Origin of the sequence: Pseudomonas monteilii NBRC 103158 = DSM 14164 (assembly GCF_000730605.1) — a bacterium.
GTDB classification, from domain to species: domain Bacteria; phylum Pseudomonadota; class Gammaproteobacteria; order Pseudomonadales; family Pseudomonadaceae; genus Aquipseudomonas; species Aquipseudomonas monteilii.
This window is the reverse complement of sequence record NZ_BBIS01000008.1, coordinates 158,342-171,619: the sequence shown is the minus strand read 5'-3', so window position 1 is coordinate 171,619 and position 13,278 is coordinate 158,342. Positions and strand designations below refer to the sequence as shown.

Annotated in this window: 10 protein-coding genes, 1 tRNA gene and 1 pseudogene; 9 read left to right on the top strand and 3 right to left on the bottom strand. The window is 62.7% G+C overall.

Features of this window, described 5'->3' with window-relative positions:
* Position 1 precedes the first annotated feature (1 nt).
* The 3 genes from PM2_RS03285 to PM2_RS03275 all read left to right on the top strand — a co-directional run bounded on the left by PM2_RS03285 (position 2) and on the right by PM2_RS03275 (position 2,120).
* Entirely contained in the window at positions 2-694 is a 693-nt protein-coding gene (locus PM2_RS03285) for a pseudouridine synthase (RefSeq protein WP_028698575.1), read from the top strand.
* Positions 695-1,039: 345 nt separating this feature from the next.
* Complete coding sequence (locus PM2_RS03280; protein WP_016713677.1) at positions 1,040-1,936, top strand: alpha/beta fold hydrolase; 897 nt, start codon at positions 1,040-1,042, stop codon at positions 1,934-1,936.
* A gap of 110 nt (positions 1,937-2,046) precedes the next feature.
* Positions 2,047-2,120, top strand: a tRNA-Gly gene (locus PM2_RS03275).
* On the opposite strand, the gene PM2_RS29680 is transcribed toward PM2_RS03275, so the two are convergent.
* A complete protein-coding gene (locus PM2_RS29680; RefSeq protein WP_080587352.1) occupies positions 2,087-2,287 on the bottom strand; it encodes a hypothetical protein in 201 nt (66 codons plus the stop codon). The genes PM2_RS03275 and PM2_RS29680 overlap by 34 nt on opposite strands.
* On the opposite strand from PM2_RS29680, the gene PM2_RS03270 reads away from it, so the two are divergent.
* The 3 genes and pseudogenes from PM2_RS03270 to PM2_RS03265 all read left to right on the top strand — a co-directional run bounded on the left by PM2_RS03270 (position 2,286) and on the right by PM2_RS03265 (position 5,547).
* Complete coding sequence (locus PM2_RS03270; RefSeq protein ID WP_016713667.1) at positions 2,286-3,992, top strand: SulP family inorganic anion transporter; 1,707 nt, start codon at positions 2,286-2,288, stop codon at positions 3,990-3,992. The genes PM2_RS29680 and PM2_RS03270 overlap by 2 nt on opposite strands.
* A 276-nt stretch (positions 3,993-4,268) precedes the next feature.
* Positions 4,269-4,457: pseudogene (locus PM2_RS29675) on the top strand (helix-turn-helix domain-containing protein); the annotation flags it as partial.
* A 79-nt stretch (positions 4,458-4,536) separates the two neighbouring features.
* Positions 4,537-5,547: a DUF4917 family protein gene (locus PM2_RS03265; RefSeq protein ID WP_028698576.1), complete on the top strand. Its 1,011-nt coding sequence runs from the start codon at positions 4,537-4,539 to the stop codon at positions 5,545-5,547.
* A 46-nt stretch (positions 5,548-5,593) separates the two neighbouring features.
* On the opposite strand, the gene PM2_RS03260 is transcribed toward PM2_RS03265, so the two are convergent.
* Both PM2_RS03260 and PM2_RS03255 read right to left on the bottom strand, forming a co-directional pair.
* Positions 5,594-6,808: a class I SAM-dependent methyltransferase gene (locus PM2_RS03260; protein ID WP_016713664.1), complete on the bottom strand. Its 1,215-nt coding sequence runs from the start codon at positions 6,806-6,808 to the stop codon at positions 5,594-5,596.
* A gap of 56 nt (positions 6,809-6,864) precedes the next feature.
* A complete protein-coding gene (locus PM2_RS03255) occupies positions 6,865-7,482 on the bottom strand; it encodes a TPM domain-containing protein (protein WP_016713663.1) in 618 nt (205 codons plus the stop codon).
* Positions 7,483-7,669: 187 nt separating this feature from the next.
* On the opposite strand from PM2_RS03255, the gene bglX reads away from it, so the two are divergent.
* From bglX to PM2_RS03240, 3 genes are all read left to right on the top strand, one after another.
* On the top strand, positions 7,670-9,961 hold the full coding sequence (gene bglX, locus PM2_RS03250) for a beta-glucosidase BglX (protein WP_028698577.1): 2,292 nt from the start codon (positions 7,670-7,672) through the stop codon (positions 9,959-9,961).
* An 87-nt stretch (positions 9,962-10,048) separates the two neighbouring features.
* Positions 10,049-11,806, top strand: a complete 1,758-nt coding sequence (locus PM2_RS03245; protein WP_028698578.1) for a sensor histidine kinase — start codon at positions 10,049-10,051, stop codon at positions 11,804-11,806.
* Positions 11,800-13,134, top strand: coding sequence for a sigma-54-dependent transcriptional regulator (locus tag PM2_RS03240; protein WP_028698579.1), 1,335 nt, complete (start codon positions 11,800-11,802; stop codon positions 13,132-13,134). The genes PM2_RS03245 and PM2_RS03240 overlap by 7 nt, the downstream gene beginning before the upstream one ends.
* Positions 13,135-13,278: the final 144 nt, after the last annotated feature.

The window sequence follows — 13,278 nt, the reverse complement described above, 5'->3', positions numbered from 1 at the left end:
AATGCGCCTCGACCGCTTCCTTGCCAACCTGCCCAGCCTCAACCGCCAACAAACCCGCCTGATGCTGGTACAACGTCGTGTGCGGGTAGATGGGCAGGTGGTCAGCGACCCGCTGACCGAGGTACGCGAATTCAGCTGCGTGGAACTGGACGACCAGGTGCTGCAGGCTGGCCGACCGGCGCGCTACCTGATGCTGCACAAACCCACGGGCTGCGTCAGCGCCACCCAGGACCCGCAGCACCCTACAGTGCTCGACCTGCTGCCCGAAGCATTGCGAGGCGACCTGCACATAGCCGGGCGCCTGGACTTCAACACCACCGGGTTGATGATCCTGACCAACGATGGCCAATGGTCACGGCGCCTGACCCAACCTGCCACCAAGCTGCCCAAGCACTACCTGGTGGACACCGAGGACGAGATTGGCGAGCACTATGAGGCCAAGTTCCGTGAGGGTTTCTACTTCGCCTTTGAAGACCTCACCACCCTGCCCGCCCAGCTGGACATCCTCGGCCCGCGCCAGGCGCGGCTGGCGATCGTCGAAGGGCGCTATCACCAGGTCAAACGCATGTTCGGGTTCTTCGACAACAAGGTGGTGGGGTTGCACCGGGAAAGCATGGGCGCGATTCGCCTGGATCCTGATTTGGCTCCGGGGGCGTTTCGCGAGCTGACGGCGGATGAAATCGCCACTGTCTAGACTGCCCGTTCTGGCCCAAGGTGGTCATACGACCGGTCAGCGACAAAAGTCACAAATTCTCCCGAACGGCACTTGCAGGATCCCCGGCCCACTGCTTGAATCCAAATCGTCAGTCTGCATGTGACTAACAAGTCACGCCCGCAGTCGAAGACGCCTTTTGCCGGCCACCCAGGGCCTTGATGCCTTGGGGCACGGCAAATTGCCCGCCAAAAACAATACCGTCGACGCATGTGCCAAGGATCGACACAGGGCCCCCCGGTTACTCTTCAGGCGAATGCCTACCTGTCATAAAGAACGTGCACCCTAGGTGACGCGAATACCCTTTTTGCGCCAGGAGTCGATGACATGAGGCCAGAAATCGCTGTACTTGATATCCAAGGTCAGTATCGGGTTTACACGGAGTTCTATCGCGCGGAAGCGGCCGAGAATACGATCATCATGATCAATGGTTCGCTGGCCACCACGGCCTCGTTCGCCCAAACGGTACGTAACCTGCACCCGCAGTTCAACGTAGTGCTGTTCGACCAGCCGTATGCCGGCAAGTCCAAGCCACACAACCGCCAGGAACGGTTTATCAGCAAGGAGACCGAGGCGCATATTCTCCTTGAGCTGATCGAGCACTTCCAGGCCGACCATGTGATGTCGTTCTCATGGGGTGGCGCAAGTACCCTGCTGGCGCTGGCGCACCAGCCGCGGTGCGTGAAGAAGGCCGTCGTGAGTTCCTTCTCGCCGGTGATCAACGAACCGATGCGCGACTACCTGGACCGTGGCTGCCAGTACCTGGCCGCCTGCGATCGCTACCAAGTCGGCAACCTGGTCAACGACACCATCGGCAAGCATCTGCCATCACTGTTCAAGCGCTTCAACTACCGCCACGTCAGCAGCCTGGACAGCCACGAGTACGCGCAGATGCACTTCCACATCAACGAGGTGCTGCATCGCGACCTGGACCGGGCGCTGGAGGGTGCGCGCAATATCGACATCCCTGTGCTGTTCGTCAACGGCGACCGCGACGAGTACACCACGGTCGAAGATGCCCGGCAGTTCGGCAAGCATGTGGGCAAGAGCCATTTCAGCGTGATTCGTGACGCTGGCCACTTCCTGGACATGGAGAACAAAACGGCCTGTGAAGACACCCGCAGCGTCCTGCTCGGTTTCCTCAAGCCGACCGTGCGTGAAACGCGTCACCGCTACCAGCCTGTTCAACAAGGGCAGCAGGGGCAGCATGCATTGGCCATTTGAGCGCATCGGCGCCTTGTGGCTGATCCCGCGGGCTATAGGGTGCCGACAAGCTTTTTTATAACTTGGGCTTCTAATTCGTGGAGGGTTCTGGTAAAAAGTGCTGCGCAGACGCGGGTATAGTTTAGTGGTAAAACGAAAGCTTCCCAAGCTTTAGTTGAGGGTTCGATTCCCTCTACCCGCTCCACATTGCATCACCGCATGGCGTTCCAGCAACGTCATCGCTGTCAAAAGGGGCCTCGGCTCCTTTTTTCGTTTCTGCCCTCCCGGTTTGATCTGGCCCATGGCCAATTGCCTGCCGATCCGCTTCAATGCGTAGATGGTTACGTGAAGCATTTCGAAAGGACGACGCATGTTTCTCTCCCGCTGGCTACCGGGCCTTGCCAACCTGCTGCACTACCGCCGCGAATGGTTCCATGCCGATTTGCAGGCAGGCCTCTCGGTCGCGGCGATTCAGATACCCATCGCCATCGCTTACGCACAAATTGTCGGTTTGCCGCCACAGTACGGCCTGTACGCCTGCGTGCTGCCAATGATGGTCTATGCCCTGATCGGCAGCTCGCGCCAGCTGATGGTTGGCCCTGACGCCGCTACCTGCGCGATGATCGCCGGTGCCGTGGCGCCGCTGGCCATGGGCGACCCGCAGCGCATTGCCGAACTGTCGGTGATCGTCACCGTGCTGGTGGGGGTAATGCTGATCGCTGCCGGCCTGGCACGGGCCGGGTTCATCGCCAGCTTCTTCTCGCGGCCGATCCTCATCGGCTACCTCAACGGCATCGGCCTGAGCCTGATCGCCGGGCAGCTGTCCAAGGTGGTGGGGTTCAAGATCGAAGGCGACGGTTTTATCCTCAGCCTGATCAACTTTTTCCAGCGCCTGGGTGAGATCCACTGGATCACGTTGTTCATCGGCCTAGCCGCTCTGGGCCTGCTGATCTGGCTACCACGGCGTTTCCCACGCCTGCCCGCCGCACTGACCGTGGTGGCACTGTTCATGTTGCTGGTCGGCCTGTTTGGCCTCGACCGCTTCGGCGTCGCCATCCTCGGCCCGGTGCCGGCCGGCATCCCGCAGCTGGCCTGGCCGCACAGCAACCTGGCGGAAATGAAGAGCCTGCTGCGCGACGCCCTGGGTATCGCCACCGTCAGCTTCTGCAGCGCCATGCTCACCGCACGCAGCTTTGCCGCCCGCCACGGCTACGCGATCAACGCCAACCACGAATTCGTCGCCTTGGGCGTGAGCAACCTGGCGGCCGGGGTATCCCAGGGCTTTGCCATCAGCGGCGCCGACTCGCGCACCGCCGTCAATGACATGGTGGGTGGCAAGAGCCAGCTGGTGGGCATCGTCGCCGCGCTGGTCATTGCCCTGATCCTGTTGTTCTTCACCGCGCCGATGGCGTGGATCCCGCAGGCTGCATTGGGCGCCGTGCTACTGATGGCCGGCTGGGGGCTGATCGACATCAAGTCGCTGGGGCTCATCCGCCGCCTGAGCCGCTTCGAGTTCTGGCTCTGCCTGCTGACCACGGCGGGCGTGCTGGGCCTGGGCGTGCTGCCCGGCATCGTGTTTGCTGTGACCCTGGCGATCCTGCGCCTGCTCTACAGCATCTACCAACCCACCGACGCTGTGCTTGGCTGGCTGCCGGGCACCGAAGGCCAGGTCGACATCCGCAAATTCAAGGACGCCCGCACCGTGCCGGGCCTGGTGGTGTACCGCTTCGACGACGCGATCCTGTTCTTCAACGCCGACTACTTCAAGATGCGCCTGCTCGAAGCGGTGCAGAGCCAGGACCAGCCCAAGGCCGTGCTGTTCGATGCCGAAGCCGTCACCAGCATCGACGTCAGCGGTATCGCCGCCCTGCGTGAAGTGCGCGACACCCTGGCCGCGCAAGGCATCTTCTTTGCCATCGCCCGCGCCCGGGGCACCTTCCTGCGCATGCTGGTGCGCTCGGGGATGGCACGGGAAATGGAAGACAAACTGCTGTTCGGCTCGGTGCGGGCGGGGATTCGGGCGTATCGGGTGTGGCGTAACCGCAAGCGCAGCACGCTCATTACCGGAGAAGGCTGAACAGAACGCTTTCGCAACCCATTCGGCCCCTACAGAGAAAAGGACTACCCGCCCCCCGGAAAAGGATGATCGCCCAGTGAGGAGCGGATTCGCTAGCCTCGCTGACCCGATCCTGAATACGGCCGGGCAATCCTTCTCCGTGGCGCTGGACAACCAGCAGCTACGCCAATGGCGTACAACCTGTTATGCTTTTTACCGAAACAGCCTTGTTCACCAAGCGAGTCAAGGAACTCCTTGATGACGATGCCTATCGCTTGCTCCAAGTCCGGCTCATGACTCCTGGTGCGTAACATCCGCAAGGCAACGGGGCTCACGCAAGCACGCTTTGCCGAGATCATCGATGTTCAGGTAGCAACATTGAGGAATTGGGAACAAGGGCGACGAGAACCTACCGGGCCTGCCAAGGCATTACTACGCGCAATACGTAATGATCCTGATCATGTATCAAAGGCCCTTGCGCACTGACAAGGGCCTGCAGGCGTCGCACACCCTGCACGACATGCTAAAGTCCCCCCGCTCCCCGCTCCACCCAACGGACTCCAGCATGCCTGCACTTGACGCCACCCTCACCCCTTGGCCAGAACTCGCCGCCCGCCACCCCTGCGAAGCCCTGCTGCTGGGCAACGGCGCCAGCCGCGCAGTGTGGAAGCCTTTCGGCTATTTCTCGCTGTTCGAGGAGGCACAACGCGCAGGCCGCAAGAAAGGCCTGGCGGTCAGTGACCAGGCCCTGTTCAAGTCGTTGGGTACGGAACTGTTCGAGCCGGTGCTCAGCGCCCTCAACACCACCGTGCGCGCCAACGCGGCGCTGGCCATCAACTCCACCGCACCGCTGAACCGCTATTACTCGATCAAGGAAGCGTTGATTCACGCCGTGCGCACGGTACACCTGCCGTGGCCGCTGATGCCGCCAGCCACCCTCGCGACCCTCAACCAGGCCCTGTGTGGCTACCGCAGCGTCTACACCAGCAACTACGACCTGCTGCTACCGTGGGCTGTACAGAGCGCCCCACACGGCTTCGCCGACCTGTTCGACGAACAAGGCTTCTTCGACGTGCGTCGCACCCGCAGCGAAGGCACGCGGGTGATGCACCTGCACGGCGGCCTCCACCTGCTGAAGCTACCCGACGGCACCACCCGCCAACGCAGTGCCGACAGCGCCGAACTGCTTGATGGCTTTGCCGTGAACATCCCAGGTGAAGTGCCACTGTTCGTCAATGAAGACCGCAGCGAGGAAAAACTGCGCGCCATCCGCCATTCGGATTACCTCAGTTGGTGCCTGGGGCAGCTGGCCCAGGAAAGCCAAGGGTTATGCCTGTTCGGTCAGCACCTGGACAGCAGTGACCAGCACCTGCTCGAAGCCATCCGCCAGGCCCGACCGAAGCAGCTCTCGATTGCTATCCGGCCGGTGAGCGAAGCTTCGGTGATCAACCAGAAGCAGCATTTTGTTGATCGGTTTGGAGATTTGTCGGGGACGCAGGTGCATTTCTATGACGCCAGTACGCATCCGCTGGGGCTACCAGATTTGGCGATCGATCGACCAGCGGCTAGACGCTAGCACGCCCGCTGCACGAGCACGCCAGCAGGCTTGCCAGTGGTTGCTTTCAAAGCAAGCCATCCGCCCGCAGCAATGTTTCCAGGCAATGCTCCTGCACCCCATAAAACGCCTTGAGCTGGGCAATCTTCTCCAGCAACTCGCCGTTAGCCACCGGCTGCCGCCGCTTCACCGCAAGAATCATCTTGTTCTTGTTGGTGTGCTCCAGCGAGATGAACTCGAACACCTTGGTTTCGTAACCGCAGGCTTCCAGGTACAACGCGCGCAGGCTGTCGGTGAGCATTTCGGCCTGCTGGCCCAGGTGCAAGCCGTATTGCAGCATGGGTTGCAGCAACCCCGGGCTGTGCAGTTGCGGGCGGATCTGCTTGTGGCAGCACGGCGAGCACATGATAATCGCGGCGTTGCAGCGGATACCGGTGTGAATGGCGTAGTCGGTGGCGATATCGCACGCATGCAGGGCGATCATCACTTCGATGGCCTCGGGAACCACGCTACGTACATCCCCGCACTGGAATTCCAGTCCCGGGTGCTCCAGGCGCGAAGCGGCGGCGTTGCACAAGTCGACCATGTCCTGGCGCAGCTCTACACCGGTGACCTGCGCCTCACGGCCCAGGCTGTTGCTCAGGTAGTCATGCATGGCAAAGGTCAGGTAGCCCTTGCCCGAGCCGAAGTCGGCCACCCGCAGTGCCTGTTTCGCAGGTACCGGCGCACTGGCCAAGGCATGGTCGAAGACCTCGATGAACTTGTTGATCTGCTTCCACTTGCGCGACATGGACGGGATCAATGCACCTTGTGCGTCGGTCACGCCAAGGTCACGCAGGAACGGCCTGGACAAATCCAGGTAGCGCTTCTTCTCGCGGTCATGGCCACTGCTCGCCGCGGCCTCGCGTGGAGCCTGCGCGCCGTGGCGTTGCAACATCGGCTTGCCCTTCTTGCTGAAGGTCAGTTGCACTTCGCCATCTGCGTCGAACAGGTGGGCATTGCGGAAGCTGTCCGGCAGCAGCTCGGCTACCAGCGCCTGCGCCTGTTCCAGCGACAAGTTGCGGGTGATGTCGCGGGTCTGGTGGCGGTAGACCAGCGACAGGCATGGCTGGCCCTTGACCTGCAGCGGCTTGGCAATGATCCGTTGCAAGGTCTGGTCGGCACCGACATGGCGCGCCAGCACCAGTTTGACCAAGGTGTTGCCGTGCAAGGCTGCATTCAGAAGGCCGAGAAACCGGGCGCGTGCATCTGACGCAGAGAGGGCGGAAGAACTGGCGGACATGGAGAAACGGTGCCTCGAATAGCGGGAAACGCATTCTACACCCTGCAGGTTCCAAGTCAGTCCAGGATCACCAACCGGTTGGGCAACTCGTTGCGCGCATGGGTAGGCGGCACATGCTCGCTAAGCAGCTCGCCGCACGCATCGATGCACTCGACAAACCCCTGCAAGGTCCGCCCCTGACGCACCTGCTCGGCAAAGCGGGCGACAATGGCCGCCCGCGCGTTGGTATCCAGATAATGCTCGATACCGCAGTCTACCAGGATCTCCACATGCCGTTCCGCCTCGCTGACGAAGATCAGCACGCCCGTGGCGCCTGCCGTGCGCTGCAAGTTCTGCTCGCGAAACTGCTGCCGAGCTAGCCGTGAGGCGCGCCAGCGACGCAAAGCACGAGGAATCAGCCAGCCGGCCAGAAGCGGGTTGCGCAGCAGCAGGCACAAACCGACGAATAGCAACACGTTGGCCACCAGCAAGCCACGCACGCTGGGCCAACCCAGCAGCCAATGCAACAGCCCCGGCACAGCCAGTGCCAGCACGGCGGCCCACAACAGCGGCCAATAGGCGTAATCGTCAGCACGGCGGGCCAGTACCGTCACCAGTTCGGCATCGGTTCGCTTTTCAGCACGGGCAATGGCTTCGGCAATCTGCCGTTGATGGTATTCGTCGAAGGGGGTCATGCCGTCGGTCTCTTGAGCGTTCTTATAGTTGTTGTCCCGGCATTCGGGGCTTCGTCCCCAGGCGACATATTCAGGCATAATCCGCCGCTGGAAAATGAGCGTGTCAATCGTACAACAATAGCCGCCTGAAAACTTCGGCCGCGCACGTATCACCGCTGGATACGGCAGAGGCCCCACAACGGAATTGATGATGAAATTGTCTTTGCTGGGCCTGGCCATGGGCCTTGCCAGTCAGGCGGCCCTCGCCGCCCCCTCCGCCCCGCCCCTGCAGGACAAGCAGGCGTTCATCGACCATCTGATCAGCCAGATGACCGAAGCCGAGAAAATCGGCCAGTTGCGCCTGATCAGCATCGGCCCGGAAATGCCTCGCGACAAGATTCGTGAGGAAATCGCCGCCGGCCGTATCGGTGGCACGTTCAACTCACGCACCGCGCCCGAAAACCGCCCGATGCAGGACGCGGCCATGCGCAGCCGCCTGAAGATCCCGATGTTCTTCGCCTACGACACCGTCCACGGCGAGCGCACCATCTTCCCGATCGGCCTGGGCATGGCTGCCACCTGGGACATGGACGCCGTGGCCAAGGTTGGCCGCACCGCCGCCATCGAAGCCTCGGCCGACGCCCTGGACATGACCTTCGCACCCATGGTCGATATTGCCCGCGACCCACGTTGGGGCCGCACCAGTGAAGGCTTTGGTGAAGACACCTACCTGACCTCGAAGATTGGCCAGGTGATGGTGCGCTCGTTCCAGGGCAGCAGCCCGGCCAACCCCGACAGCATCATGGCCATCGTCAAGCACTTCGCCCTGTACGGCGCCGTAGAAGGCGGGCGCGACTACAACACGGTCGATATGAGCCTGCCGAAGATGTACAACGACTACCTGCCGCCCTACCGCGCCGCCCTCGACGCCGGTGCCGGCGGGGTGATGGTGGCACTGAACTCGATCAACGGCGTGCCGGCCACCTCCAACACCTGGCTGATGAACGACCTGCTGCGCAAGGAGTGGGGCTTCAAGGGTGTGACCATCAGCGACCATGGCGCCATCCAGGAGCTGATCCGCCACGGTGTCGCCCGGGACGGTCGCGAAGCCGCCAAGCTGGCGATCAAGGCCGGCATCGACATGAGCATGAACGACACCCTGTACGGCGAAGAGCTGCCAGGCCTGCTGAAGTCCGGTGAAGTGACCCAGGGCGAGCTGGACCAGGCGGTGCGCGAAGTACTCGGAGCCAAGTACGACATGGGCCTGTTCAAGGACCCTTACGTGCGCATCGGCAAGGCCGAAACCGACCTGAAAGACTACTACGGCAACGACCGCCTGCACCGCGAAGCCGCGCGCGATGTGGCCCGCCGCAGCCTGGTACTGCTGGAAAACCACAACCAGACCCTGCCGCTGAAAAAAACCGGCACCATCGCCCTGGTCGGCCCGCTGGCCGATGCACCGATCGACATGATGGGCAGCTGGGCCGCCGACGGCAAGCCCGTGCACTCGGTGACAGTGCGTGAAGGCTTGCGCCGCGCCGTAGAAGGCAAAGCCAAGCTGGTCTACGCCAAAGGCTCCAACGTCACCGGCGACAAGGCGATATTCGATTACCTGAACTTCCTCAACTTCGACGCACCGGAAATCGTCGACGACCCACGCCCGCCTGCGGTGCTGATCGACGAAGCCGTGAAGGCTGCCAAGCAGTCCGACGTGGTCGTAGCGGTTGTCGGCGAGTCGCGTGGCATGTCCCACGAGTCGTCCAGCCGCACCACCCTGGAAATTCCAGCCAGCCAGCGTGAGCTGATCAAGGCCCTGAAGGCGACCGGCAAGCCGCTGGTACTGGTGTTGATGAACGGCCGGCCGCTGTCGATCGGCTGGGAACGCGAGCAGGCCGACGCCATCCTCGAAACCTGGTTCGCCGGTACCGAGGGCGGCAATGCCATCGCCGACGTGCTGTTTGGCGACTACAACCCATCCGGCAAGCTGGCAATCACCTTCCCGCGTTCGGTCGGGCAGATCCCGATGTACTACAACCACACGCGCATTGGCCGGCCGTTCACGCCGGGTAAGCCGGGTAACTACACCTCGCAGTACTTCGAAGAGCCTAACGGCCCGCTGTACCCGTTCGGCTATGGCCTGAGCTACAGCAGCTTCGAGCTGTCCGGCCTGAAGCTGTCGCACAAGGACCTCAAGCGCGGTGACAACCTGGAGGCCAAGGTGACGGTGAAGAATACCGGCAAGGTGGCCGGCGAGACCGTGGTGCAGCTGTACCTGCAAGATGTGTCGGCTTCGACGAGCCGCCCGGTCAAGGAACTGAAAAACTTCCAGAAGCTGATGCTCAAGCCGGGTGAGTCGCGGACCTTGACCTTCCGCATCAACGAGGATGACCTGAGGTTCTACAATGGCCAGCTGCAGCGGGTTGCCGAGCCAGGTGAGTTCAATGTCCAGGTAGGGCTGGACTCCCAGGCGGTGCAACAGCAGAGCTTTGAACTGCTGTAACTGAAACCGGCCGCCTGTACCGGCCCTTTCGCAGGTAGACCTGCGAAAGGGCCGGCCCCGATCCCCAAATATTCCGGATCCGCCCCAATGCCCTTTTCCTTTCGCGCCCTGCGTCTGGGGCTGATCACCTTGCTCATCCTGCTGGGCACCGCCCTCAGTGCCGGCTGGGCCATGCACCAGGCCAAGCGCCAGGCCATGGAAGACGACGCCCGGCGTGCCAGTCAGCAACTGGGGCTGTACGCCAATGCCCTGCACACCCTGATCGACCGCTACCGCGCCCTGCCCGCTGTACTGGCGTTGGACCCGGAACTGATCGCGGCCCTGCGCGGCCCGGTCAATGAACAAGTGCAGGACGCCCTGAACCGCAAGCTGGAGCGCATCAATGGCGCGGCCAATTCCTCCACCCTTGAGCTGCTCGACCGCACCGGCCTGGCCATTGCCGCCAGCAACTGGCGGCTGCCCAGTAGCTACGTCGGCTCCAACTACGGTTTCCGCCCCTATTTCAAGCAAACCCGCAGCCAAGGCAGTGGCCGCTTCTACGCCGTGGGCGTAACCAGTGGCGTACCGGGCTACTTCCTCGCCAGCGCGGTAAATGACGAGCATGGCCGCTTTCTCGGTGCCATGGTGGTCAAGCTGGAGTTCCCCGAGCTGGAACGCGAGTGGCGCCAGGGCAGCGATATCCTGCTGGTCAGCGACGCACGTGGCATCACCTTCATCGCCAACCAGGATGGCTGGCGCTACCGCGAGCTCCAGCCGCTGAGTGGTGCCGACCGTGCCGAGCTGGCTGAAACACGCCAGTACGACAAACAGCCGCTGGTGCCCCTGCAGCACCAGGTGCTGACCCGTTTTGCCGAGTACAGCACCCTTAGCCGCGTGCAAGGCCCGCAGGGCAGTGCCGAGTACCTGTGGGAAAGCCTGCCGCTGGAAGGTGACCACTGGACCTTGCACCTGTTGCGTAAGCCACAGGTGGCCGCTGATGGCCGCAATGCCGCCCTGGGCGCCGCAGCCGTGTGGCTGAGCCTGGTGTTCGCCGCCCTGTTCGTCAGCCAGCGCCTGCGCCTGGCCCGGCTGCGCCAGCGCAGCCGGCAAGAGCTCAAACGCCAGGTCGAAGAACGCACCCGTGAGTTGCGCACCGCCCAGGAGGGCCTGGTGCAGTCGGCCAAACTGGCCGCCCTCGGGCAAATGTCGGCCGCCATGGCCCACGAAATCAACCAGCCGCTGACCACCCAGCGTATGCAACTGGAAACCCTGCGGCTGCTGCTGGACCACGGCCGTTACGACGAAGCGCGCCAGGCTCTGGAACCGCTGGAGCAAATGCTCACACGCATGGCGGCACTGACCAGCCACCTGAAAACCTTTGCCCGCAACAGCCCGGTCGGCCTGCGCGAGCGCCTCGATCTGGCCACCGTGGTCGACCAAGCCTTGCACCTGCTGGAAACCCGCATCCGTAGTGAAGAGGTCGAGGTGGCCTTGTACCTGGCACGCCCAGCCTGGGTGCGCGGCGATGCCATTCGCCTGGAGCAAGTGCTGATCAACCTGCTGCGCAATGCCCTCGACGCAATGGCCGACAAGCGCTACAAACGCCTGGAGGTGCGCATCGAGCCAGATGGCGAGCTGTGGCGCCTGAGCGTGCTGGATTCAGGTGGCGGCATCGCCGAGGCCGATCTGGCCAAGGTGTTCGACCCGTTCTTCACCACCAAACCGGTGGGTGAAGGGCTGGGCCTGGGCCTGGCCATTTCCTACGGCATCGTCCACGAGGCCGGTGGCCAACTGCGGGCCAAAAACGTACCCGGTGGCGCACGCCTGAGCCTGACCCTGCCCCGTGACCTGGAGCCTGTATGTTGAATTCAGTGATCGTCGTCGATGATGAAGCCAGCATCCGTACTGCCGTCGAGCAATGGCTGAGCCTGTCCGGCTTCACTGTGCAGTTGTTCGCTCGCGCTGAAGAATGCCTGGCACACCTGCCACGGCACTTCCCGGGGGTGATCATCAGCGATGTGCGCATGCCAGGCATGGACGGCCAGCAATTGCTCAAGCGCCTGCAGGCGGACGACCCCGACCTGCCCGTGATCCTGCTGACCGGCCACGGTGATGTGCCCATGGCAGTAGAAGCCATGCGCAACGGGGCCTATGACTTCCTGGAAAAACCCTTCACCCCGCAGCACCTGCTGGGTAGCCTGCGCAGGGCACTGGAAAAGCGCCAGCTGGTCCTTGAAAACCGTCGGCTGCACGAACAGGCTGACCTCAAGTCACGCCTGGAAGGCACACTGCTGGGGATGTCCCAGGGCCTGCAGCAACTGCGCCGGCAGGTGCTGGACCTGGCCGGCCTGCCAGTCAACGTGCTGATTCGTGGTGAAACCGGCAGCGGCAAAGAGCGGGTCGCCCGCTGCCTGCACGATTTTGGCCCGCGCGCCGGCAAACCATTCGTTGCCCTCAACTGCGCGGCCATCCCCGAAGCGCTGTTCGAAGCCGAACTGTTCGGCCATGAAAGCGGTGCCTTCACCGGCGCCCAAGGCAAGCGCATCGGCAAACTGGAGTACGCCAACGGTGGCACTGTGTTCCTCGACGAAATCGAGAGCATGCCACTGGCGCAACAGGCCAAGCTGCTAAGGGTGATCCAGGAGCAGAAACTGGAGCGTTTGGGGGCTAACCAGAGCATCAGCATCGACTTGCGAATCATTGCCGCGACCAAGCCCGACCTGCTCGACGAGGCCCGTGCCGGGCGTTTTCGCGAAGACCTGGCCTACCGCCTGAACGTGGCCGAATTGCGCCTGGCGCCGTTGCGTGAGCGGCGTGAGGACATTCCGCTGCTGTTCGAACACTTTGCCCGTGCAGCAGGCGAAAAGCTTGGGCGCTGCGCACCGCCGCTGTCGGGGGCACAGCTGGCACAACTGCTGTCGCATGACTGGCCAGGTAATGTTCGCGAGCTGGCCAATGCGGCGGAGCGGCACGCGTTGGGGCTAGGTTCGCCGAACATCGAGGTAGCGCCTGCCGGGCAATCGCTGGGCGAGCAGATGGAGGCGTTCGAGGCGCAATGCCTGCGCGCAGCGTTGCGACAGCATGGGGGCGAGATCAAGGCGGTGATGGAGACCTTGCAGCTGCCGCGGCGCACGCTTAATGAAAAGATGCAGCGGCACGGGTTGGTGCGCGACGATTTTGTTGAGCGAGAATGAGCGGATTTCCGCTTATGAACGACTGGAGACAGGCGGGTTTCCGCTTATTTTTGTGAGATTTTGGGGCTGCTTTGCAGCCCGTCGCGACACGTGGCCGCTCCTACAAGGGCCGTTCAAAGCCTTCTATTTCGGGGCTCAAGAAAC